The following is a 22589-nucleotide window of genomic DNA, read 5'->3' as shown; positions in this document are numbered from 1 at the left end:
TTCCAATTTGACGGAATTGTCCCTTGGCCACATCCCTTGCCTACCGCCTTGCACCCTACGCCTCCGTTGCGTCCGACCTGGATGTGGACGCCGTGGCGCTGGTGCCGGGGCCGAATTTTATGCGCGCAGTACAACACAGTTTTTCTAGCCACGAGCGGCCTTTCCTGCTGGTTATTCCCGCCCATGGCCCTGCCGCCGCGCTGGTGCCCAATCTTGAGCTTGGCAGTTGGGATCTGGTCGGCTTTGACGGTGCGGTCTTCGACTGGCGCGATCAGGATGGTTACAACGCCGCCTTTGCCGGGCTGACAAAGCACCTGTCGATTTCATCGCTCGCTGTTGAGGGGCAGGTCATGCGCGTTTTCGTGCATCACGCCCTGAAAACCGCGCAACCCGACCTGACGATCATCGACGCCGAGCGCGAGATTTCCGCGCTGCGGATGATCAAGACCAAAGCCGATATTGCCGCGATGCAGGCGGCCATCGATCTGTCCGAACGCGCCCTGTCGCGCACATTGGCCAGTGTGAAACTGGGCCAGAGTGAAAAGCAGATCGAACAGATGCTGGTCCAGATGCTGTTCGAAGAAGGCGCCGACGATCTGGCCTTTGACCCCATCGTGGCGGCGGGTGACGGATCGGCCCGGCCCCACGCCAAGGCGCGGCAGGATTACAACGTGAAAGCGGGCGATGCCCTGCTGATCGACTATGGCGCGCGCAAGGATGGGTTTTGCTCGGATATCACCCGCACAGTATTTCTGGATCATGTCACCGACGAGGGCCGCGCGGTCTATGACACCGTGTTGCGCGCCAATCTGGCCGGATTGGCCGTGACCCGCGCGGGCGTCACCGCCCATGAAATTGACGACGCGGCAACGTCGGTGCTTGAGGCATCGCCCTTCGCCGATCGTATCCGCACCAAGACCGGTCACGGTCTGGGCCGCGAGGTGCACGAGGCACCCTATATCATGCGGGGCAACCACATGATCCTGCCGGCTGGCACGGTCTATACCAATGAACCGGGCCTCTACGAGATCGGCAATTTCGGCGTCAGGATCGAGGACGATGTTCTGGTCACCGAAGACGGATATGAAACGTTGACACATTTCCCCAAAGACCTGACGGTGTTGCCATGCTGAACTATATCCTCAGCCGCCTGCTGACTTTCATTCCCACGTTCATCGGCGTGACCCTGATATCGTTCAGCTTTATCCGTGCATTACCGGGCGACCCCATCGTCGTTATGGCGGGCGAGCGGGGATTGAGCGATGAACGCTACGCCGAACTGTCGGCGCAATTCGGCTTTGACCGACCGATCTATATCCAGTTCTGGGAGTATCTGACCGGCGTGCTGCAAGGCGATCTGGGCACATCATTTGTGACCAAACGCCCGGTCTGGGACGAGTTCTTTGCCCTGTTTCCCGCCACGCTGGAACTGTCGACCTGTGCGATGATCTTTGCCGTGGTGTTGGGCCTGCCTGCGGGGGTGATCGCGGCCGTGAACCGGGGTAAATTTTTCGACCGCGCGCTGATGTCGACAGCACTCGTGGGATATTCCATGCCGATCTTCTGGTGGGCGCTGCTGCTGATCATCGTGTTTTCCGGCAATCTGGGCTGGACGCCGGTGTCGGGGCGGATCAGCCTGATGTATTACTTTCCGGACGCGACGGGCTTCATGCTGATCGACTCGCTGGCTTCGGGGCAGAAGGGCGCATTCTCTTCGGCGGTGCAGCACCTGCTGTTGCCGACCATCGTTCTGGGCACAATCCCGCTGGCGGTCATCGCGCGCCAAACTCGTTCCGCCATGCTGGAAGTACTGGGCGAAGATTACATCCGCACCGCTCGCGCCAAGGGGATGTCTCCGGGACGGATCAACGGGGTTCACGCCCTGCGCAACGCGATGATCCCGGTGATCACCGTGATCGGCCTGTCGGTTGGTACCCTGCTGGCCGGAGCGATTCTGACCGAAACGATCTTTAGCTGGCCGGGGATTGGCAAGTGGATGGTCGACAGCATATTCCGCCGCGACTATCCGGTGGTTCAGGGTGGGTTGCTGCTGATCGCGGTCATGGTCATGGTGGTGAACCTGACCGTCGATATGCTTTACGGCGTCATCAATCCGAAGATCAGGAAACGTTGATCGTGGCCCATTTAATTGATTACGTCCCCTGCACCGGACGTCCCGAAACCGATCGAACAGGACACGCTCTGAATGGATGATGCGCTTTCCGCCGAAGCAGAGATGGTTCACGAACGCCCCGGACGTTTGCGTGAATTCTGGTTCTATTTCCGTGAGAACCGCGGCGCCGTCATCGGGCTGTGGATCTTTGCCGTCTTTGCGTTCCTTGCGATTTTCGGACCGTGGGTCGCGCCGCACAGCGCGACCGAACAGTTCCGCTCGGACACCTTGGTGCCGCCCGTCTGGCAGGATGGCGGCAGCTGGAAATACATCCTTGGCACCGATCCACTTGGCCGGGACATGCTGTCACGCCTGATTGTCGGTGCGCGGTTTTCGTTCTTTGTCGGCATCGTTGTGGTCACCGTCGCCGCAACGGGGGGCATCCTTGTCGGGCTGATCGCGGGCTTTGCGCCCCGGTGGCTGGACAGCATCATCATGCGGGTGATGGATATCATCCTCGCTTTCCCGTCGCTGCTGCTGGCGCTGGTGCTGGTCGCGGTTCTGGGGCCGTCGCTGACCAATGCGATGATCGCCATCGCCATCGTGCTGCAACCCCATTACGTCCGCCTGACTCGCGCCAGCGTACTGTCGGAGAGGCAAAAAGATTATGTCACCTCGGCCCGTGTCGCCGGTGCGGGATATTTCCGTCTGATGTTCGTCACTGTGCTGCCCAACTGCCTCGCCCCGATCATTGTGCAGGCGGCGCTGTCATTCTCGACCGCGATCCTTGATGCAGCGGCGCTGGGGTTCCTTGGAATGGGCGCGCAACCACCGACGCCGGAATGGGGCACCATGCTGGCCGAGGCGCGTGAGTTCATTCTGCGCGCCTGGTGGGTTGTCACTTTCCCCGGTATCGCAATTCTCGTCACGGTGCTGGCGATCAACCTGATGGGTGACGGGCTGCGCGACGCGCTCGACCCGAAACTGAAACGGAGCTGAGCCCATGCCATTGATGCGCATCCGCAATCTCAGTGTCGATTTTGGTACAGCCTCGGGCGCCTTTCGGGCCGTTGACGCCGTGGATCAGGACGTGGACACCGGCGAAATCCTGGCCATCGTCGGTGAAAGCGGGTCGGGAAAATCCGTCTCGATGCTGGCGGTGATGGGTCTTTTGCCCTGGACCGCCACGATCACAGCCGATGAAATCACCTTCGATGGGCACGATCTGTTGAACATCGACAATCGGGCGCGGCGCAGGATCATCGGCAACGATCTGGCGATGATCTTTCAGGAGCCCATGTCATCGCTGAACCCCTGTTTCACCGTGGGTTGGCAGATCAAAGAGGCATTGCGCTTTCACCTGCGCATGGGTCGCCGCGAACGGCAGGCCCGCGCCGTTGAGTTGTTCGAGCAGGTGGGCATCCCTGACCCCGAAAAACGTCTGTCGGCCTTTCCGCATCAGTTGTCGGGCGGCATGAACCAGCGTGTGATGATCGCCATGGCCATCGCCTGCAAACCCAAGCTGTTGATTGCCGATGAACCGACGACCGCGCTGGACGTGACGATTCAGGCGCAAATCCTTGATCTGCTGGCATCCCTGCGCGACGAAACCGGAATGGGCCTTGTGCTGATCACCCACGACATGGGTGTCGTTGCCGAAACCGCCGAGCGGGTCAGCGTGCAATACGCCGGCCAAAAGGTCGAAGAACAACCGGTGCGCAATCTGTTTGCCACACCGCACCACCCCTATACCGCCGCCTTGCTGGATGCCCTGCCGGAACGTGCGACCGAACGGATGTTGCCGACGATTCCGGGGGTCGTTCCCGGGCAGTTCGACCGTCCGCAGGGCTGTCTGTTTTCGCCGCGCTGCAAATTTGCCGACGCGAAATGCAAATCAACTCCGCCGCCGCCTTTGGGGGCTGATCTGGGATATGCGCGCTGTTTCTACCCGCTCAACTCTGACGAAAGGATGGCATCATGACCGACGTTCCGGTGATGCGGGCCACCGCCTTGCAGCGGCATTACGAGGTCAGCGGCGGCTTTCTGCGCAAATCCCATACGCTGAAGGCCGTGGCCGGGCTGGATTTTCAGGTCACGCCGGGCAAGACGCTTGCCGTTGTAGGTGAATCGGGCTGCGGCAAATCCACCCTTGCCCGTATGGTCGCGATGATCGAAGAGCCGACGGAAGGCACGCTGACACTGAACGGCAAAGCTGTGCGGCGTGAAGACTGGGCCGACCTGCGTCAATCGGTGCAGATCGTGTTTCAGGACCCCTACGGATCGCTGAACCCGCGTCAGCGCATCGGCACGATCCTGATGGAACCTCTGGTGATCAACACCAAACTGTCCAAGCCCGAGCGTGAGGCAAAAGCCCGCGAGATGCTCAATCTGGTCGGTCTGCGCCCCGAGCATTACGACCGGTATCCACATATGTTCTCGGGCGGGCAGCGGCAGCGCATCGCCATCGCCCGGGCTCTGATGCTGGACCCCAAGGTGCTGGTGCTGGACGAACCGGTTTCGGCGTTGGACCTTTCGATTCAGAGCGCGATCCTGAACCTGCTGCTGGAACTGCAAGAGCGGCTGCAACTGGCCTATCTGTTCATCAGTCACGACCTCAGCGTCGTGCGCCACGTCGCCGACGAGGTGATCGTGATGTATCTGGGGCGCGCGGTTGAAAAGGGTCCGAAAGACGCATTGTTTGCCGCGCCGCAACATCCCTATACCGTGGCGCTTTTGTCGGCCACGCCGCAGGCGGACCCGACCAGCGAAAAGCACCGGATCAAGCTCAAGGGTGAACTGCCCTCGCCTCTGGCGGTGCCGGATGGCTGCGCCTTTGCGCCCCGTTGCTGGAAAGCACAGGACAAATGCCGCGCCGAATTGCCGCTGCTGGGCGACGGCCCCCACTCTGCTGCGTGCTTTTTCCCGGAAAATCAGGGATGACGCTGCGCCTGTGCTGCAGCCGCAAGCCCTGCCCCCATCCCGGAGCCCTTTAACGGCCCCGGGAAACCGGTCAATGAACGTGCTGTCCAGATACGGTCAAACCATATGGCCAGTCAGGGGAATATCCGGTGTCCGGATTGTCTGCCCCCTGCCCCCCTGTTAACCGTTTGTATCGCTGCCGTCCAAAGTATGAACGACGCGCCTGATTGACCAGTCGGCACTGTCCAGACTGCCCTGAAAACAGTTGAAAGGCACCTGATATGAAAGTTGTCGTAATGGGTGCGGGCGTCATCGGCGTCACCACCGCTTACTATCTTGCGAAACAGGGTGCCGAGGTCGTGGTTATCGACCGTCAGACCGGGCCGGGGCTGGAGACCAGCTATGCCAACGCGGGCCAGTTGAGCTATGGCATGACGTCGCCATGGGCCGCACCGGGAATCCCGTGGAAGGCGGTCAAATGGATGTTCATGAAGCGCCGCCCGCTGTTCATCTGGCCGCTGATCAGCCCGACCATGTGGAAATGGTGCGTGTCGATGGTGCAGAACTGTAACGAGGAAAGCTATCGCATCAACAAGGGCCGCATGGTGCGAATCTCCAGCTATTCGCGGGATGTGATGCCCGAATTGATCGCCGAAACCGGCATCGAATACGACGGTCGCGCCCAAGGCACCCTGCAGCTTTTCCGCACCGCCAAGCAGATGAAGGCGTCAAAGGCCGATCAGGACATTCTGGCCGAATACGACTCTCCCTACGAAGTCCTTGGCCGCGACGCCTGTATCGCCGTTGAACCGGCACTGGCCGAGGTGCGCAATAAATTTGTCGGCGGATTGCGTCTGACCGCAGACCGCACCGGCGATTGCCGGATGTTCACAATCGCACTGGCCGAAAAATGCGCCGAAATGGGGGTCAGGTTCCAATACGGCCAGCCGGTCAAATCGATCGTTGTCGAGGATGGCAAGATCGTTGGCGTCGACACCGAAGTCGCCGGGCGCATCACGGGCGATGCCTATGTCTGTGCGCTTGGTGGCTATGCGGTGCGCGTGCTGAACCCCATCGGGGTCAAACTGCCGGTCTATCCGGTCAAGGGCTATTCGGTCACGATCCCCGTCACCGACGACGCATTCGCTCCGCAATCTACCATCATGGACGAAACCCACAAGGTCGCCATCACCCGTTTGGGCGACCGCATCCGTGTCGCTGGACAGGCTGAAATCGCAGGCTATTCAAACCGCCTTGGCCCCCATGCCACTGACACGGTGAAACATGTGATTGGCGATCTTTTCCCCAAAGGCGGCGATATTTCCAAGGCCGAAGGCTGGACCGGTCTGCGCCCGATGACCCCTGATGGCACGCCCGTTCTGGGGCCGACGAAATACGACAATCTTTTCGTCAACACCGGTCACGGGACGTTGGGCTGGACGATGGCCTGCGGCTCGGGTCGCGCGGTGGCTGATGTGGTGATGGGCAAGACGGCGGAAATCTCTCTCGACGGGCTCACCGCGGCGCGTTACGCGCGCTGAACCTGCGCTCCCGGGTGTCGCGTGATACCGGCGGGGGCGCAGCCTGTGCCCCCGGGCCATGGCTCGTCAATGCCATCCGCCCGGCGGATTATGATGCCATGGCAGACAGTCCCGCCGACCTGCTTGTGGCCGCCACCGCGCAGAACGCCGAAAACGACGCCACACGCGCAGAGTCGGACGGCCCGATCCTGTCCGAACTGCACGGGTCGGGAAATATCCGATCAGCCGCCACTGTCTATGAGATCAGCACGGGACAGGGGACCTTTCTCTGATCGTCCCGACCAAAGGTTGACTGACCTATTTGACGCCCCCGCCCATCTCTCGCCCCCGAGCCTGAACCTGCGCCGCTCCTACGGTGCAATTCCAAAGGCCGAGGGCAGTATTTTTGATTTTGGCTCAACCGGTATTCATCCGCCGCGCCGGTCAGTCGGGGCAACTCCCTCAGCGGTTTTCAGGAAACTCCGGACGCGCCAGATCGGCCGGGATGTCATTGTCCGCAGGGAGATACAGATGGCATCGCACCCTGTGGTTGGGCAGTGGTTCGTAGAGTTCGGGCTCGACCGCATGGCACAGCTCTGCCGCAAGCGGGCAGCGCCCGGCAAACCGGCACCCTGCGGGAATATCGGTTGGAGAGGGCACTTCGCCCTGTAATTCCACACGCTGACGCGGAACCGATGTATCAACGCTGGGCACCGCCGCCATCAGGCGTTCCGTATAGGGGTGCAGCGGCGTGTGCATCACATCGTCACTGCCGCCCTCTTCAACCACCCGCCCCAGATACATCACCGCCACCCTGTCACAAATGTATCCGACGGTCGCTATGTCATGCGAGATATACAACACCGCCAGATCAAGCTCTTTGGACAGCACATTCAAAAGCTCCAGCACACCGGCCTGAATCGACACGTCCAGCATCGACACCGGTTCATCCGCCACGATCAGCTTGGGGCGCAAGACCAGCGCCCGCGCGATTGCCACACGCTGACGCTGTCCGCCGGATAGATCGGATGGATAGCGGTGCAAATACGTCTCGGGCGGCATGCGGACCCGAGACAGAACCTCTGCCACACGCTCGGTCTTTTCAGCCGAGGTGCCGATGCGGTGGATATCAAGCGGTTCGCGGATGATCTGATCCACCGTCAGTCGCGGATTAAGCGAACTGTAGGGGTCCTGAAAGATGATCTGGGCGGCCCCGCGGTATGATTTCAACTTGCCGCCGCTCAGATGGGTGATGTCCTGCCCATTGAACAGGATATTGCCGCTTGTCGGCTCGTGCATGCGGACCAGCGTCATGCCAAGGGTGGATTTGCCACAGCCGCTTTCGCCGACGATGCCGACGATCTCTTTCTTGGCAATGTGCAGATCCACACCATCCAGCGCGTGGACCGTCTCGGATTCACCGCCAAGCAAAGCCGAGATCAGCCCGGTGTGGCCCTTGAAATGGGTTTTGAGATCGCGCGCTTCGATCACCGTGTCGCCGGTTTCGACACTCATTGCACGTCCTCCTCGACACGCCATGTTTCTGCCTTCAGGGCGGCACGGCGAAACTCTTCGGCGCGGTCGATGTGATGACAGGCGGCCATGACAGTTCCGACCGGGCGCAGTTCAGGATCTTCGGCCCGGCACCGCTCGGTCGAAAATGGGCAGCGCGGCTCGAACCGGCAGCCTTTGGGCGGATGCAGAAGATCCGGCAACCCGCCCGAAATTGAAATCAGCGGCGGCTTGCTCTCTCCCTTGGCCCTGATCCTTGGAAAGGCGTTTTGCAGCCCCATCGTATAGGGATGATAAGCCTTGTTCAGAACATCGCGGGTGGGGCCCATCTCGACGATGCGCCCCGCATACATGATCGCCACAGTCTCGCAGGTTTCCGAAACGACGGCGATGTCATGGGTCACCAGAACCATTGAGCGGTGAAGCCGTTGTTGAATATCGCGGATCCGCGACATGATCTGATCCTGCATGATCGGGTCCAGCGCCGTCGTCGGCTCGTCAGCCAGCAGCAGGCCGGCATTGAGACTGAACGCCATCGCGATGACCGCGCGCTGGCGCATCCCGCCCGAAAACTGGTGCGGATATTCTCTCAGACGTTCGGCCGGCAGCCCGACCATCGCAAACATCTGTTCGGCCCGCGCCCAGGCGACGGCATGGGACACGTCCACATGGGCGCGGATCGATTCCACGATCTGATCCCCCACCGTGAACACCGGATCAAGCGAGTTCATCGCGCTCTGTGTGACCAAGGCAATCTGGGTCCAGCGCACGGCTGCCAGCGCTTTGCGGTCCATGGCAAGCACGTCTTTGCCATCCAGAAGAACCTTGCCGCCCACCTTTGCCGAATCCGGCAACAGCCGCATCAGCGATTTCACGACGGTGCTTTTCCCACAGCCGCTTTCGCCAACCAGACCAAAGTTGGTGCCCGGTTCGACATCGAAATTGATCTGGGAAACCGCCCGTACCGGCCCTTTTGACGTGCTGTAGGTCACGCTCAGATCCTGCACCTGCAACCGGACCGGAGGTTTGCTCTCCAATGACGTGCAGAGGGCTTCGAAGGTCATGCTCATGTGCGTTCCCTCAATCGGGGGTTTGTCTGTTCCTCATAGGCGCGGCCAATCAGGTAGAGCGAGGAAATCAGGGTAATCAGCATCAGCGATGGCGGGGCAACCCACCACCAGGCGGTCCGCAACGCGCCGCTGGCGAATGCCGTGTTCAGCATCTGGCCCCAACTGGTGATCGACGGATCGCCGAGGCCCAGAAAGCTCAGGCTGGCTTCGGTAAGCACGGCAAAGGCAACCGACATGGTGACCCACAGGAACACGACCCGCAGGATATTGGGCAGAATATGCCTGAGGATGATATGCAAATGGGACGCGCCGGCAGCACGGGCCCATTTAACGAACACGCGCTCACGTTCGGTCAGGACGACCGATCGAATGATCCGCGCCCCATTGCGCCAGAACAGAAGGGTGATCACCAGAATGATGTTATCGATGCTCGGTCCAAGCAGGCCCACGGCAACGATTGCAAAAGGCAGCGTCGGAATGCTGAGTGCCACATCGGTCATCCGCATCAGGATGTCGTCGATGATGCCGCCGAAATATCCCGAGATCACCCCGACCAGCGTCGAAATGAAGCCAACTGCAATCGCCGCCACCAACCCGACCCGCAGGGCAACGCGCGACCCCATGACAAGCTGTGAAAAGACGTCATTGCCAAAGGCGGTCGTTCCCAACCAATGTTCGGCAGACGGGGGTGCCAGGCGTATCAACCGCCCACTTTCCGTCATCATCGGCGCAAAAGGATCATAGGGCGCGATCCATGGGGCAATCATTGCAACCAGAATGAACAGCGCAAAGATGGTCAGGCCCCAAAAAGCGAAACGATCCCGAAGCAAAAGGCGAAAGGTCGACAGCATCGGGGCCAGAAACCGTAGCCCCCGCGGGGCACGGTACATTTCGGATTGGCTCATTTGTAAACCACTCTGGGGTCAAGCTTGGAATAGGTCAGATCGGCGGCCAGATTGGCCAGAACAATCATGATCGACATCAAAAAGAACGCGGCCTGCGCCACCGGGTAATCCTGCCGGACAACGGCCAGCACCAGTTCACGGCCCACACCGGGCCAGCTGAACACGATCTCGACAACCACGATGCCCGCGATCGTTTCGGCAAGGGCGGGAAACAGCCAGGTGATAAGCGGCAGCATCGAATTGCGCCCGGCATGCCACGCGACACGCCCTTCCGACACGCCTTTGGCGCGGACCAGTTCGATGTAATCCTCGGTTCGGGCTTCGACCACGCCGCTGCGCATCAACAGCAGGTTTTCCGGTATGAAGAAAATGATAACGGCGCAGAGCGGCAGGATCAGATGATGCGCGAAATCCCAGTTCAAATAACGCATCAGCCCTGTCGCGCCCTGCGGATCACCCATGCCATACCCCGGCACCCAGTTCAGCCAGCTCGAGAAAATCGCGAGCAACATGATACCGACAACAAAGCTGGGCGCGCCGCGAATGATCGTCGCCAACAGGATCCCGCTGCGCTCGACCTTGCCGCCTCGCGGAGCCCAGCCAACGATCATCCCCAAGCCCGAGCCGATCACAGCCCCCAGCAACAGACCCGGTACAGCGATCCAAAGCGTGTTGATGATGAACGGCCAAAGCACATCCCAGGCGGGCTTGCGGTAAAAGAACGAATTCCCGAAATCGCCGGTCAGTAGATTGCCCATATACCGGACGTATTGCTCCCAGAGCGTGCCATTCAGGCCCCATTCTTCCAGCAGGACCTGTCGGGCCTCTTCGGTCATGCCGCCTTCCAGAAACATCGTGGTGGGATCGGCAGGCATGACGCGGAACATGAAAAACATGATCGTCGTGACCACAAAAACCACCAGCATCGACTGTAGCAGCCGACGCAAGATATAGGCACGCATGGTGAAATCCTTGTGCGAGAGAAAGGCGCCGCAGGATCTGCTTTCAGATCATGCGGCACCCGGTATTATTGTGGCAGATCAGTTCACTGAGTTAAGATCAGTTCACCGGATAATGCAGCCGGCCATCGTCGTCCCAGCCGTAACCCGCATCTTCCAGGATCTTCCGGGCCGCATCGACATCGAAGGCAACCGGCTCAAGATCCGAGTTGTACCATTTGCCCGTCTGGCGCGGAACGTTGCCTTCTCCGGCGGGAACAGCAAAGCCCAACCAGCCTTCAACCGCTGCACGCTGGCGGGCAGTGGCCGTCTTGAGCGCACGGCGGAATTCAAGATCGGTGAACGGCGCTTTCTTGTTGTTCAGCCAGGTCATCATGGTGCCGTGGGAAGGAATCTCGATGAAGTCGAGGAAATCTTCCTGTGCTCCCAGATCGCTCATTGCGGCAACGGGCAGCACGGTTGTCGCGATATCGGCGGTTCCGTCCATCATGGTTGCACGGATCGCATCGGCCTGTCCCAAGGCGAGACGGCGAATGCCATCATAGGCCGGAGCGGCGAAATGCGACGTATGGGTGCGCAGATCATGCAGCTCGTTGACACGCCATTCCTTGAACATGAACGGGCCACTGCCGATTGCCACGCCGTCGGCGATCACATCGCGGTTGGCCATATCGCCCTCGTAATCCGCCCACAGATGTTCGGGCAGGATAAAGAGATAGGTCAGGGCGATGGTCTCAAAGGTCGCGTCGGGCTTTTTGAGATTGAACTCGAAGGTATAGTCGTCGATCTTGGTCGCCCCGGCGATATTACCGATCCGCGACGACATGGTGGGCGGCTGGATCTCGACGATCTTGTTGATGGTGAAAACCGCGTCATCCGCGTTCACCGCTTCGCCATCGTGAAAGGTCATATCTTCGCGCAGTTTGACCCTGACCGTGGTGTCATCGGTAAACTCCCACGATTCCGCAGCCCAAGGGCGGGATTCACCGTCGGCACCAATTTTGGCGAAGGTATCATAGACAAACCGCATCCAGCCTGTCGCGCCCTCTTCGGACATCGGGTTATAGGTGCTGACATCCTCCAGATAGGCCCAGTCCAGAATACGGTCATCGGTCAGCGGCCGCGCGGCCAGCCATGGGTCAACCAGATTTTCGTGGGCGGCGACAGGAGACGGATTGGTCACGTTTTCCCATTTGTCGCTGTTATAGAGAATGCCATAGACCGTGTTCGTGACCGGCCACCACGGAATCTGCGACTGGAACCGCTCTTGCATCGCGTGAACGGTTTTCAGGCGCTCATCGGAATCCACCAGCGTCAGCTGCTTTTCCGCCATCTTGGTATATTCGTCGTCACACCAGCTTGATCCGTTGGCGCGCTGACCGCAGGCGCTGATGTTGTTCAGGTAAAACGTCGGATCGATCCGATCCGGATCGGCGCCAACACTGAACACCGCCATATCTTCCAGTTTGCCGCCAACGATGATGTCAGACACGAAGGTGCTGAACTGAATCGGGCGCATCTGGAACTTCAGGCCCAGTTTGGCCCACTCCTGCGACAGCACCCGTGCAGATTGCTCATACACCGGGCCCATGTCGGCGGCATAGTATGACAAGGACAGCTCGGGAACGATTTCACCCAGCTTTTCCTGAGACATGGCCATGGTCGCGCATAACAGGCTGGTCGTACCGATGGCCCCTGCTGCGACTGTTTTAATTGCAAATTTCAAGACAATTCCTCCCTTGGTGCTGCCTTCGCGGCGATCTTTCCTTTCGGTCCCAGCCAACGCGCAACACAAAATTGCTCAAGTGCAAATCGCTGCAATGCGTCGGGCCGGGCTGATGGTGAGACTGTATCAATCCAAAACTCGATGAAAAATTAATAATAGTTGCCGACACATTAGCGATCCCGTTAAGAGGGACCGGCGCTGACGCCAGCAGAGCACAAAGGGGCAATGCGGCATGATCAACAATCTGCAACTCAACCATCTGAGGACGTTGATCGCGATTGCGGACAAGGGCGGGTTCACAGCCGCAGGCGATCATATGGGCCGGACCCAATCGGCAATCACCCAGCAAATGCACAGCCTGGAAGAAGTCGTCGGGTCGCCTTTGTTTCGCAAGCGGGGTCGCAAACGTGAACTGACCGAAGAAGGCCTGTCGTTGCTGCAAAACAGCCGCGAGATCATCGCCCGTTGCAACCATGCAATCGCCGCTGCCAACAAGGGTGCCAAGGCCGATTTCATCACGCTTGGCGCGCCGTTGGAGGTGGCCGAAGATCTTCTGCCGCCGGTCATTTCGGCCTATGCACGCAAATGGCCGAATGTCAGGCTGGATATTCGTGTCGCCCGCAGCCCTGATCTGATGGAGATGCTGGAAAGCGGCCAGTTGGATATGACCCTGAGCACAAGGCGGACCGACGCCTATCACAGTGCCTTCCTGATCAAGCGTTCCGTACATTGGATTGCCCGGGAAAACTGGGTCGCGGATATGTCCCGCCCGCTGCCTCTTGTTCTGTCAGACGAACCCAGCATGTTCCGCCGGATCGCCCTGAGCGCACTTGATCTGTCCGGCCATTCTTATAGCGAACGCGTGACCTCTCCGTCGCTGGCAGGGATCCGTCTGGCTGTCGCCGCAGGGATCGGCGTGACCGTGCGGATCAAAAGCCGCCTGTTTGGCAACACCACGATCCTGACCGAACAGGACGGGCTGCCCCCGCTGCCCGATGTGCACTATTATCTCCATCGGTCAGCCGTCGACCCCGCATCGCACATCCGTGACATGTTCGATCTGATCGTCGAGCATTTGCGCGAAGAGTGAAGGAGCCCTATTTCGGGAGGCTCGCCAGAACTCTGCCGCTGCAAACCCCCAATCCGATGCGCCGCGCACCGGGCGCTGTGCAATAGCCCGTCATCACAACCTCGTCGCCATCCAGCAAATAGGCCCGTGTTTCGCCGTTCTCCAGCTGGATCGGGTTCGTCCCCCGCCAGGTAATTTCCGACAGGCAGCCCTGCGCCTTTTCCCCATATTGCGAGACTGTGCCACTGCCCAAAAGATCACCGGGACGCATCGGGCAGCCATTGGATGAATGGTGGGTTATCATTTGCGGGATGGTCCAGAACATGCTGTCAAACCCGGTCGCGGTGATAACCTCGGGCGGCTGTGCATTCTGGCGCATGTTTTCGCTGTGCAGCCGCACCTCAAGGCGCAAACCCAAGCCACCTCTGGCGTCATTGTTTGCGTCGCGCAGATACTCCAACGCCTCGCCGTGTTCCTTGTCACGGGGCCGGGCCGGAACCCGAAACGGCGCGAGTGCTTCTTGCGTGATCACCCAGCCAGAAATTGTGGTCGCAAACCCTTTCGACAGGAACGGCCCAAGGGGTTGATACTCCCATGACTGAACATCCCGCGAAGACCAGTCATTCAGCAGGCAGATTCCGAAGAAATGCTCGGGCGCCTCGGACAGCGGAATCGCGCGGAACTGTGGATTCCCGGCGCCGATAAAGGCTCCGACCTCCAGTTCAAAATCAAGCATTTCAGTGGGTCCAAAGACGATTTTGCCATCCTTCGAAAACTGTCCGCGTGGCCGTACAATGCCAACCTCCGACACCACGATGGACGAGGCGCGCCCGTTATAGCCGACAGGCAGGCTGGTAAAGTTGGGCATCAGCGGATTGTCAGGACGAGACATTTTTCCACCGTTGGTGGCATGTTCGATCGAACAATAGAAATCCGTGAAATCGCCGATACGCGAAGGCAGTTTCAACGCGATGTCATTCATCGCAAGCAAGTGAGGCGACAATCTCGCCTGCTGGGTTGCCCCCTCGCGAAGCCCGCGGCTGAGACATAGCCGCAGCGCCGACCAGACGTCTGGCTGTTGCGCCATCAGCCCGTTCAGGGTCCGCGCTTCGAAAACCGCATGCGACTTGTCCCCGGCCAACCCATCAAGAAGACCGGCCCGGAAGCAGGCCCGCAGATCAAGGACGGAATCACCGATGGCAACGGCGATCCGGTCATCTTCAACACCGTTTGGAGAGATCACACCGAACGGCAGGTTCTGGATCGGAAAATCCGTGGTCGCGCCATTCGCGCTTTCGACCCACGAACGCAGGGCAGGATCATGGGTTTCGTTCAGTCCAGACATTGGGTGACCTCTCCTTGGCATCGGGTTGTCTTCTGGTGGCCGGTCCGGCTGCGTCTCGCCCACTGAATTGCAAGTCAAACGTAGGAGCGCCGCCCGCGAAAGGAAAATTAGAAACCTTTGATGATCCATAAGGAAAACACCGTTAATAGGTTCGAACCATTCCCGCCGTACCCCTAATGCAAACCCCAGAAGTTTGAATTTGTCAGCTCTGCCCGTCGCATTGTAGCCTTCAGCGAACAGATCCGGAGGACCAGATGAGCACTCAGAACGCGGCCGTCGAGGCAACGCTTACACAAGTTCGTTCAATTCTGGCAGCAGGCGTTGACCGTTCCCGTCTGGAACAGGTCAAAGAGGCGCTGATCGGATTGGCCGGGCAGAGCACGCTTTGGTCGGATGAGCACTTTCCCGACCCTGCCGAAGACGAAAAGCAGGTGCGTTATCTGATCACTCAGGACTCCCCTCAAGGATTGTCCCTGTATCTGAACGTCATGCGGCCGGGCAAAAAGATCCCGCCCCATGACCACACGACCTGGGCCTGCGTTGCTGCCGTTGTCGGGGTTGAGCACAATAAGGTTTTCAAGCGCGACGATGACGGATCGGAACCGGGCCGTGCGAAGCTTACGGAAACCCGCGAGGTTTCGATCGAGCCGGGTTCAGGTATCGCACTGATGGCAGAAGACATTCATCAGGTCGAAATCCGAGGCGATGAGGTGATCCGCCATCTGCATATGTATGGCCGCCCCCTCGAAACCCTGACCGGCCGAACCATGTACGATCTGGAGGCCGGAACCTGTCATCAGATGGACATCGGCGTCAAAACACGCTGAGCGAATTGCATTGTCTGTAATCCCTCCCCCCATTCGGCAGATTTCTGCCCTCGACGTTAAGACAATGCTTTCGGACGCCCGGGAAATTGCCTTTCTTGACGTCCGGGAACACGGTCAATACGGCGAAGGACATCCGTTTTTTTCGGTAAATTGCCCGTACAGCCTGATCGAGAAAAAGGCGGCTGAACTGGTCCCGAACCCGGCGGCACGGGTTGTCCTGATGGATGACGGCGATGGCATTGCATTGCTTGCCATCCGCCGGCTGCAAACTCTTGGATATGGCGATGTTTCGATTCTCGAAGGCGGAGCCCCGGCGTGGGCCGCTGCGGGATTTCAGTTGTTCAAAGGTGTAAATGTTCCCTCCAAGGCCTTTGGAGAGCTGGTGGAACATGACATGGACACGCCTTCGATGTCAGCCGATGAATTGCAACGCCGCTTGACCGAGGGCGAGCCGATTGCCCTTTTCGATGGCCGCACCCCTGCCGAATACGCAAAGATGAACATTCCCGGCGCCGTTTCATTACCGAACGCTGAACTGGGCTTGCGCCTTCCCGCTTTGTTGCAAGATCCCTTGATGCCCGTCGTCATCAACTGTGCCGGGCGGACACGCTCGATCATTGGCGCGCAGACCCTGCTGAACCTCGGATTTCGCAATCCCATCGTCGCGTTGAGGAATGGCACCCAGGGCTGGCAGTTGGCCGGTCACAAACTGAATCATGGCGCGACAGCCACGCCAATGCCCGATCTGAGCCCGAAGGAGCTTGTTCAGGCACGGACGCGATACACCGCATTTGTCAAAGCCAACGATCTGCCGGTCATCGATCAAACAACTTTGAAGAAATGGCGCGAAGATCGCTCCCGCACCACCTATTTGTTCGACACCCGCTCGGATGCGGAATTTAACGCAGGGCACGTTCCGGGATCTTGCCATGCGCCCGGCGGACAGTTGGTTCAGGCGACAGATCTGTGGATCGGCGTCCGAAATGCCCGCGTGGTGCTGAGTGACCCCTTGGGATTGAGGGCGGCAACCACCTGTTTCTGGCTTCGCAGAATGGGCCACGACGCCTATATTCTGGACACCGACGAAAGCGATCTTTCGCAAAGAGGCGCCGATCCTGACGGGGCGTCGGACAATGGCGGCGATTTTGCCGCTATCGCGGCAACCGCACTGGCCGCCCACCTGAAGAATGGTGCGCAACTGTTTGACCTCTCCCCCGGCTATGAATTCAGAAACGGGCATATTGCGCAGGCAAAGTGGGCCATTCGCCCCAGACTGAAACAGCAAGGGATCGATACTGCATGTCCGGTGATCCTGACCTCATCTGACCCGGCGCTGGCCCGTCTCGCGGCAATTGATCTGGTGGAAATGGGCATCGATGCGCCACTTCTGCTGCCCCATGACCCGGACGAGTGGCGGTCTGCCGGTCTGGATATCATCTCGACACCTTCCGTGCCGACAGATGCGGATATGATTGATTTCCTCTTTTTCGTGCATGATCGTCACAGCGGCGTTCTTGAGTCTGCACGTCGCTATCTGGAGTGGGAAACCGGCCTGATTGCGCAGATGGACGAGGACGAGTTGCAGACATTCCAAACCGGTCCGGCCGCGGCCACCTCAAGCCCTTAGGTGTCTGATCCCACGGTTTGATGGTGCGATCCTTTGCCCCATTCGGCGCAGTCAGATCACGCGGTCGGTCATGTCGGCCTGTGTGCGCCTGAGTGCAGCTCGCCGCCCTGCCCCGCAAGGCCAGCCCCTGGATGCCGGGGCATCCCCGACCGCCGGATCAGCCAGGCCGCGCCCAGCAGATCGGGGATGCCGGCCATTGCGCGCGCCAGATTGGAGTACTTCGAGATCCCACCGACCCGTTCACGGTGGGTGACGGGCACCACCTGCACCTCCCAGCCTTCGCGCAGCATCATCGCGGGCATGAAGCGGTGGATGTGGTCGAACCACGGCAGGTCCAGATATGCTGAGCGCCGGAACGCCTTCAGCCCGCAGCCGGAATCGCGCACCCCGTCGTGCAGCAGGCCTCCCCGGATCATGTTCGCCGCGCGTGAAGCCCAGCGTTTGGCAAGCGTGTCTTGCCGTGCCAGCCGTTGCCCCTGAACCAGCCCCAGAGCGCGCGTGGCATTGACGAAGGGAGCCAGCACGACCGGGATCTGATCCGCCGGGTTTTGCCCGTCGCCGTCCAGAGTGACGACAATGCCGCCCCGCGCCGCCCGTACACCGCGCCGGATCGACGCGGACTGACCGATCACATCCTCGGTGCGTTCCCATGTGAGCCAGTCGTGGGTCATTGCCAGCTTTGCCAGCAGATGATGCGTCCCGTCGGTGGAGCCGTCGTCGATGACGATCACCTCGAACGATTGCCCTTGCAGGACGCGCCCGATGTCTTCGACCAGCGGACCAATGGCGACGACCTCGTCGCGGGCGGGGATGATGATACTGATGTCGGGATTCATGAGGAAGGCTCCGGGCTGAGGGGCGCATCGGCGACGTGCCAGATGGCATAGGTGGCATTGCGAAACAGGATTTCGTCGTGCGGCGCCCAGTTCAGGGCCACTTCGTCGGGACGTCCGACGATGACGCCATCCGGGTGTCCTGCCTGCCATGCCGTCAGCGCAACGGCGTCCGCGGGCAGGGCCACGGGCAAAGTCAGCCGACCGGCAAAGTTGAACTCGGCGTTATAGGTGCGCCCGGCAAAGGCAATGCCGCGATCCTGAAATGGCGCGATCAACCCGGCGATACGGTGCGTGTCATAAATCGCCCGGGTATCGGTCAGCCCGACCAGCAGGTTCAGCGACAGCACCGCCCCGAGACTGAGCGTCACACAACCGCGCAACCCGCCGGTCCGCACCGCCAGCCAGCAGACCGCCAGCACGAACAACCCCCATGCCATCAGGATCGGGGTGGGATGGAACAGCCGCGTGGCGCGGCCCAGATCCACCATCCCCGAAGCCGCCACCATGGCAAGCCCGACGGCAAGGATCAGCGGGACACTTGCCAGAACCGGCCGAAACACGGGGCTCAAAACGGGGCTCAACACGGGCCGGTCCCGCAAAAGACGCGCGATGATCAATGCGGCGGCGGGAATTTCCGGCATCAGATAGTGAACCTGCTTGCCGCTGATGACGCTGAACAACACCAGCGCCGACAGGCCCCAGATGGCGCAAAGACGCAGACCCGGTTCGCTCCACCTTGCCATGAACGCAGCTTTCCACACAGCCGGGACAAGGACCCACGGGAACAGCAGCACAGGCAGCAGCGCAGCGAAAAACCACCATGGCCGGGCATGGGCAAAGGATGTGGCGATCCGTCCGGCGCTCTGGGTCCACAGGATCGCGTCGCGGTACTCCGGACCGCCGGTGACAATGGCGGGGATCAGCCAAAGCGCGACAATGCCCAGCGCCGATAGCAGCGCAATGCCACCACCGCGCAGCATCATCCGCCACGGCATGCCCTCGCGCGCCCAGACGGGTGCCAGAACGATGGCCGGTCCAAGGTGCAGCAGGATCACCGGACCTTTGGCCAGCACGCCCATGGCAAGCGCCGCGCCCAGTGCGATCCACCAGCGGGCAGCGCCGGTCTCAAGCGCATGGACCAGCGCCAGAAGACCGGCCAGCGTTGCAACCGTCAGCATCGCATCGAACATCGTCAACCCGCCTGACATGGCGAACACCGTCATGCCTGACAGGACCAGCACCGACCGCCCACCGATCCCGGCATCCTTGGGCCACAACCGTCGGGCCAGCCGCCCGGTCAGCCAGATCGCGAGCACGGCATAGAGCGGCCCAACCAGACGAGCGGCGACCTCGGACACGCCGGTGAACGCCCATACAAGGTTGATCGTCCAGAACAGCAGCGGTGGTTTGTGGCTGTAGAGTTCGAAATTCTTCGTCGGCACGAGATAGTTGTGATTGCCCCACATCTCCCATGCCACGGCAAGATATCGCGTTTCATCCACCGGGATCAGCGGGCGCAACAACACCCCCGCGACGGCCACAAGGAAGAAGCCGAGCAGGGCCCAGCGCGGCGCGGCGTCAGATGTCATGCGGCCGCCTCGCCATGTCGCTTGCGCCCGATCAGGGTCAGGTTGCGCACATAGACGACAAGCCCGGTCGCCTGCCCCATGATGAACACCGGATCCTGCCGCCAGATTGCATAGGACAGAAGGGTCACACCGCCCAACAGGCTGAACCACCAGAACGCCAGCGGAATGACGCTTTCGCGGCGCCGTTCGCTGACGATCCACTGGACCAGAAACCGCGAGGTGAAGAAAAGTTGCCCGAGAAATCCGATCCCGATCCAGATGCTGCTTTGTGACATTTCGCCCGCTTCGATTGCGCCCGGCCCGTCGCCGTCGGATCGGTCTTTCCATTGCAACCTTACGAAACGCTGACAGAAGCCCTATGAGGGGGACGAATCCGAAGAACGGAAACGACATGCGATTACTGGTGATCGAGGACGAACCGGATCTGGCCACTGCCGTCGCGGATCATCTGCGCGCGGCCGGTCATGCCGCTGACATTGCGATGACGCTGGAGGATGGTCAGGCGGCGGTGCGCGCCACTGCGTATGATCTGATCCTGCTGGATCTGCGTCTGCCCGATGGTGAAGGCCTGACCCTGCTGCGCGACTTGCGCGACCGGGGCGCGACGACGCCGGTGCTGATCGTGACGGCGCGCGACCGGATCACCGAGCGGATCGAGGGGCTTGAGGCAGGGGCCGACGATTATCTGGTGAAACCCTATGATCTGGACGAGATGTTGGCGCGGGTTTTGGCGATCCTGCGCCGCGCCGACAACAATCGCGCGCCCGAACGCCAGTTCGGCGACCTGCGCATCGTACCGGGCGCGAAAACCGTTTTCCTCTCCCATGCACCGGTCAGCCTGACCCGCAAGGAATGGTCAATCCTCGACCGTCTCAGCCGCCGCCCCGATATCACCGTGACAAAGGCCGAGTTGGAAGACGCGGTCTATGGCTTTGGCGAAGAGGTGGAAAGCAACGCGATCGAGGTCCATGTGTCGCGCCTGCGGGCCAAGCTGGGGCGCGGCGCGATCGAAACGGTGCGCGGATTTGGCTACAGGATGGGCAAGCGATGAACGGGCGACACAGTATATCAGGTCTTTTGACCCGCTATGTCATGTTCGGTTTTGCGGCGATGTGGCTATTGGCTCTGGTGGCGACCGCATTGGTGCTGCGCTCAGAACAGGACGAACTGGCCGACATCACCATCCAGCGCACCGCACAGGTGTTCCTGCCGCAGATCGCCGCCGATTTTCGCCAGCGCGGCGCCGATCCGGTGACCCTGCCGATCGAGACCGGCGGCACCCGACGGTTCGATCCTGTCAACAGAGATGAAGATGCCGAAGATGCGCTGATCTATCGCCTGCTTGATGGCACCGGAGCGGCGCTGATGCGCTCGGCCGCGCCACCGGGCACCATCTATCCCGAAACTGCGCAGCAGGGGCACGCCAGAACCGTAAGCCACGTGTTTTACACGACGTTTCCCAATCACGACGGATTCGTTATGCAGATCGGTGATCTGCGCTCTGAACGCGCCGAGGCGTACCGTGACAGTTTCCTCGCGCTGCTGATCCCGATGCTGGCGATCCTGCCCCTGTGCTGGCTGTTGGTCGGCTGGATCGGGCGGCGGGCGCTGGCCCCGCTTGACCGGTTGCGCAGCGAAATCGCCCAGCGTGGTGATACCCGGCTTGATCCGATTGACGCAGGCGGACAGGCCGATGAGTTGCGCGCGATCACTGCATCGCTGAACGGTTTCATGATCCGCCTGTCCACCGCTCTGGAAGGCGAACGCGCCTTTGCCACCAGCGCGGCACATGAATTGCGCACCCCCGTCGCCGTCGCGCTGGCGCAGGTGCAGCGGATGCGCGCCGAAGGGTCCGGGGCTGATCCTGCCCGCCTGATCGCCATCGAAGAGGCGTTGAAACGCATGACGCGACTTGTCGTGCGCCTGTTGCAGATGGCACGGGCCGAAGCGGGAATCGGCCTGTCCGAGACGCCGCAGGACATCGCCGGATTGCTCGACCTGATCCTTGATGACAGCCGCCGCGACCCGGCGCGCGCTGCCCGGTTGCACGTCGACCTGCCCGATGCGCCTGTGTTGTCGCGGATCGATCCGGATGCCTTTGCAATGTTGTCGGGCAACCTGATCGACAACGCGTTTCAACATGCCCCGCCCGATACGGCTATCCATGTTGCCCTGTCGCCGGCGGGTTGGTTAAGCGTCACCAACGATTCACCAGTCATTGCCGCGACCGAACTTTTGCGTCTGACAAAACGGTTTCAGCGCGGAACTGTATCGGGCAACGGCTTTGGCCTTGGGCTCTGCATCGTCGACACCATCGCGCGTCACACAGGCGGAACGTTCGAGCTATCCTCGCCGCCGGAAGGTCGCGATTCCGGCTTTCAGGCGATGTTTCATGCCCCGCCAATCAAGCCTGTTGTCAGACAATCGTAACGTCCGCCCCGAGTTGCGCCATTAACGACGGGGATCAGCATCGGTATTTCTCGGCGCGGGCCGCCGTCATGCTCCGATGGTCCCACCAGATTGAATTTTTGCAATGTCCCTGCCATGCAACGGGCGCGGTTCGCACTCATCT

The 22589-nt window shown here is 60.5% G+C and carries 21 protein-coding genes; 12 read left to right on the top strand and 9 right to left on the bottom strand.

Features of this window, described 5'->3' with window-relative positions; genetic code table 11:
* Nucleotides 1-23 precede the first annotated feature (23 nt).
* The 7 genes from FQ320_RS09200 (at nucleotide 24) to FQ320_RS25625 (ending at nucleotide 6845) form a co-directional block, all read left to right on the top strand.
* Entirely contained in the window at nucleotides 24-1133 is a 1110-nt protein-coding gene (locus FQ320_RS09200) for a Xaa-Pro peptidase family protein (protein ID WP_148471471.1), read from the top strand.
* The gene (locus FQ320_RS09195) at nucleotides 1127-2134 is read left to right on the top strand and encodes an ABC transporter permease subunit (protein ID WP_148471469.1); all 1008 of its coding nucleotides are present in this window, start codon (nucleotides 1127-1129) and stop codon (nucleotides 2132-2134) included. The genes FQ320_RS09200 and FQ320_RS09195 overlap by 7 nt, the downstream gene beginning before the upstream one ends.
* Before the next feature lie 72 nt (nucleotides 2135-2206).
* Nucleotides 2207-3112 carry an ABC transporter permease subunit gene (locus FQ320_RS09190; protein ID WP_148471467.1) on the top strand — a complete coding sequence of 302 codons (906 nt, stop codon included), beginning with the start codon at nucleotides 2207-2209 and terminating at the stop codon, nucleotides 3110-3112.
* A 4-nt stretch (nucleotides 3113-3116) separates the two neighbouring features.
* Nucleotides 3117-4094 (top strand): ABC transporter ATP-binding protein, encoded by a 978-nt coding sequence (locus FQ320_RS09185; protein ID WP_148471465.1) that lies wholly within the window; start codon nucleotides 3117-3119, stop codon nucleotides 4092-4094.
* Nucleotides 4091-5053 (top strand): ABC transporter ATP-binding protein, encoded by a 963-nt coding sequence (locus tag FQ320_RS09180; RefSeq protein ID WP_148471463.1) that lies wholly within the window; start codon nucleotides 4091-4093, stop codon nucleotides 5051-5053. The genes FQ320_RS09185 and FQ320_RS09180 overlap by 4 nt, the downstream gene beginning before the upstream one ends.
* Before the next feature lie 260 nt (nucleotides 5054-5313).
* A complete protein-coding gene (locus tag FQ320_RS09175) occupies nucleotides 5314-6573 on the top strand; it encodes a D-amino acid dehydrogenase (RefSeq protein ID WP_148471461.1) in 1260 nt (419 codons plus the stop codon).
* A 98-nt stretch (nucleotides 6574-6671) separates the two neighbouring features.
* Nucleotides 6672-6845, top strand: coding sequence for a hypothetical protein (locus tag FQ320_RS25625; protein WP_187393841.1), 174 nt, complete (start codon nucleotides 6672-6674; stop codon nucleotides 6843-6845).
* 169 nt (nucleotides 6846-7014) lie between these two features.
* On the opposite strand, the gene FQ320_RS09170 is transcribed toward FQ320_RS25625, so the two are convergent.
* The 5 genes from FQ320_RS09170 to FQ320_RS09150 form a co-directional block, all read right to left on the bottom strand.
* Nucleotides 7015-8067 (bottom strand): ABC transporter ATP-binding protein, encoded by a 1053-nt coding sequence (locus FQ320_RS09170; RefSeq protein WP_148471459.1) that lies wholly within the window; start codon nucleotides 8065-8067, stop codon nucleotides 7015-7017.
* Nucleotides 8064-9134 (bottom strand): ABC transporter ATP-binding protein, encoded by a 1071-nt coding sequence (locus FQ320_RS09165; protein WP_222861597.1) that lies wholly within the window; start codon nucleotides 9132-9134, stop codon nucleotides 8064-8066. The genes FQ320_RS09170 and FQ320_RS09165 overlap by 4 nt, the downstream gene beginning before the upstream one ends.
* Nucleotides 9131-10039, bottom strand: a complete 909-nt coding sequence (locus FQ320_RS09160) for an ABC transporter permease (protein WP_222861596.1) — start codon at nucleotides 10037-10039, stop codon at nucleotides 9131-9133. Before FQ320_RS09160 ends, FQ320_RS09165 begins: the two co-directional genes overlap by 4 nt.
* Nucleotides 10036-11001, bottom strand: coding sequence for an ABC transporter permease (locus FQ320_RS09155; protein ID WP_148471457.1), 966 nt, complete (start codon nucleotides 10999-11001; stop codon nucleotides 10036-10038). The genes FQ320_RS09160 and FQ320_RS09155 overlap by 4 nt, the downstream gene beginning before the upstream one ends.
* 97 nt (nucleotides 11002-11098) lie before the next feature.
* Nucleotides 11099-12724, bottom strand: coding sequence for an ABC transporter substrate-binding protein (locus FQ320_RS09150; protein WP_148471455.1), 1626 nt, complete (start codon nucleotides 12722-12724; stop codon nucleotides 11099-11101).
* Nucleotides 12725-12956: 232 nt separating this feature from the next.
* Here FQ320_RS09150 and FQ320_RS09145 point away from each other — a divergent pair, with 232 nt between their 5' ends.
* Complete coding sequence (locus tag FQ320_RS09145) at nucleotides 12957-13814, top strand: LysR substrate-binding domain-containing protein (RefSeq protein WP_148471453.1); 858 nt, start codon at nucleotides 12957-12959, stop codon at nucleotides 13812-13814.
* Between the two features lie 7 nt (nucleotides 13815-13821).
* Here FQ320_RS09145 and fahA read toward each other — a convergent pair whose 3' ends face one another.
* Nucleotides 13822-15138: a fumarylacetoacetase gene (gene fahA / locus FQ320_RS09140; RefSeq protein WP_148471451.1), complete on the bottom strand. Its 1317-nt coding sequence runs from the start codon at nucleotides 15136-15138 to the stop codon at nucleotides 13822-13824.
* Between the two features lie 254 nt (nucleotides 15139-15392).
* Between fahA and FQ320_RS09135 the strand changes: the two genes are divergently transcribed.
* A complete protein-coding gene (locus FQ320_RS09135; protein WP_148471449.1) occupies nucleotides 15393-15965 on the top strand; it encodes a cysteine dioxygenase family protein in 573 nt (190 codons plus the stop codon).
* Between the two features lie 64 nt (nucleotides 15966-16029).
* Nucleotides 16030-17592, top strand: a complete 1563-nt coding sequence (locus FQ320_RS09130) for a rhodanese-like domain-containing protein (RefSeq protein ID WP_222861595.1) — start codon at nucleotides 16030-16032, stop codon at nucleotides 17590-17592.
* Nucleotides 17593-17660: 68 nt separating this feature from the next.
* Here FQ320_RS09130 and FQ320_RS09125 read toward each other — a convergent pair whose 3' ends face one another.
* The 3 genes from FQ320_RS09125 to FQ320_RS09115 are packed head-to-tail and all read right to left on the bottom strand — an operon-like array spanning nucleotide 17661 to nucleotide 20292.
* Complete coding sequence (locus FQ320_RS09125; protein WP_148471447.1) at nucleotides 17661-18428, bottom strand: glycosyltransferase family 2 protein; 768 nt, start codon at nucleotides 18426-18428, stop codon at nucleotides 17661-17663.
* On the bottom strand, nucleotides 18425-20017 hold the full coding sequence (locus FQ320_RS09120) for a glycosyltransferase family 39 protein (RefSeq protein WP_148471445.1): 1593 nt from the start codon (nucleotides 20015-20017) through the stop codon (nucleotides 18425-18427). The genes FQ320_RS09125 and FQ320_RS09120 overlap by 4 nt, the downstream gene beginning before the upstream one ends.
* A complete protein-coding gene (locus FQ320_RS09115) occupies nucleotides 20014-20292 on the bottom strand; it encodes a lipid-A-disaccharide synthase N-terminal domain-containing protein (RefSeq protein WP_148471443.1) in 279 nt (92 codons plus the stop codon). Before FQ320_RS09115 ends, FQ320_RS09120 begins: the two co-directional genes overlap by 4 nt.
* 116 nt (nucleotides 20293-20408) lie before the next feature.
* Between FQ320_RS09115 and FQ320_RS09110 the strand changes: the two genes are divergently transcribed.
* Together FQ320_RS09110 and FQ320_RS09105 are read left to right on the top strand one after the other, a co-directional pair.
* Entirely contained in the window at nucleotides 20409-21068 is a 660-nt protein-coding gene (locus tag FQ320_RS09110) for a response regulator transcription factor (RefSeq protein WP_148471441.1), read from the top strand.
* Entirely contained in the window at nucleotides 21065-22447 is a 1383-nt protein-coding gene (locus FQ320_RS09105; RefSeq protein ID WP_148471439.1) for a HAMP domain-containing sensor histidine kinase, read from the top strand. Before FQ320_RS09110 ends, FQ320_RS09105 begins: the two co-directional genes overlap by 4 nt.
* Nucleotides 22448-22589 lie beyond the last annotated feature (142 nt).

It is taken from the genome of Oceaniovalibus sp. ACAM 378 (assembly GCF_008085915.1).
GTDB lineage: Bacteria > Pseudomonadota > Alphaproteobacteria > Rhodobacterales > Rhodobacteraceae > Oceaniglobus.
Note: the sequence above shows the minus strand (reverse complement) of the source record. Positions and strands in the feature narration are given on the sequence as shown.

Bases quoted from the DNA above. Each gene is read 5' to 3' on its own strand.
- FQ320_RS09120 (WP_148471445.1), bottom strand. From the start codon at position 20,017: ATGACATCTGACGCCGCGCCGCGCTGGGCCCTGCTCGGCTTCTTCCTT.
- FQ320_RS09125 (WP_148471447.1), bottom strand. From the start codon at position 18,428: ATGAATCCCGACATCAGTATCATCATCCCCGCCCGCGACGAGGTCGTC.
- FQ320_RS09165 (WP_222861597.1), bottom strand. From the start codon at position 9,134: ATGAGCATGACCTTCGAAGCCCTCTGCACGTCATTGGAGAGCAAACCT.
- FQ320_RS09130 (WP_222861595.1), top strand. From the start codon at position 16,030: ATGCTTTCGGACGCCCGGGAAATTGCCTTTCTTGACGTCCGGGAACAC.
- FQ320_RS09195 (WP_148471469.1), top strand. From the start codon at position 1,127: ATGCTGAACTATATCCTCAGCCGCCTGCTGACTTTCATTCCCACGTTC.
- FQ320_RS09110 (WP_148471441.1), top strand. From the start codon at position 20,409: ATGCGATTACTGGTGATCGAGGACGAACCGGATCTGGCCACTGCCGTC.
- FQ320_RS09170 (WP_148471459.1), bottom strand. From the start codon at position 8,067: ATGAGTGTCGAAACCGGCGACACGGTGATCGAAGCGCGCGATCTCAAA.
- FQ320_RS09155 (WP_148471457.1), bottom strand. From the start codon at position 11,001: ATGCGTGCCTATATCTTGCGTCGGCTGCTACAGTCGATGCTGGTGGTT.
- FQ320_RS09180 (WP_148471463.1), top strand. From the start codon at position 4,091: ATGACCGACGTTCCGGTGATGCGGGCCACCGCCTTGCAGCGGCATTAC.
- FQ320_RS09105 (WP_148471439.1), top strand. From the start codon at position 21,065: ATGAACGGGCGACACAGTATATCAGGTCTTTTGACCCGCTATGTCATG.
- FQ320_RS09190 (WP_148471467.1), top strand. From the start codon at position 2,207: ATGGATGATGCGCTTTCCGCCGAAGCAGAGATGGTTCACGAACGCCCC.
- FQ320_RS25625 (WP_187393841.1), top strand. From the start codon at position 6,672: ATGGCAGACAGTCCCGCCGACCTGCTTGTGGCCGCCACCGCGCAGAAC.
- FQ320_RS09185 (WP_148471465.1), top strand. From the start codon at position 3,117: ATGCCATTGATGCGCATCCGCAATCTCAGTGTCGATTTTGGTACAGCC.
- FQ320_RS09135 (WP_148471449.1), top strand. From the start codon at position 15,393: ATGAGCACTCAGAACGCGGCCGTCGAGGCAACGCTTACACAAGTTCGT.
- FQ320_RS09115 (WP_148471443.1), bottom strand. From the start codon at position 20,292: ATGTCACAAAGCAGCATCTGGATCGGGATCGGATTTCTCGGGCAACTT.
- FQ320_RS09175 (WP_148471461.1), top strand. From the start codon at position 5,314: ATGAAAGTTGTCGTAATGGGTGCGGGCGTCATCGGCGTCACCACCGCT.
- FQ320_RS09160 (WP_222861596.1), bottom strand. From the start codon at position 10,039: ATGAGCCAATCCGAAATGTACCGTGCCCCGCGGGGGCTACGGTTTCTG.
- fahA (WP_148471451.1), bottom strand. From the start codon at position 15,138: ATGTCTGGACTGAACGAAACCCATGATCCTGCCCTGCGTTCGTGGGTC.
- FQ320_RS09145 (WP_148471453.1), top strand. From the start codon at position 12,957: ATGATCAACAATCTGCAACTCAACCATCTGAGGACGTTGATCGCGATT.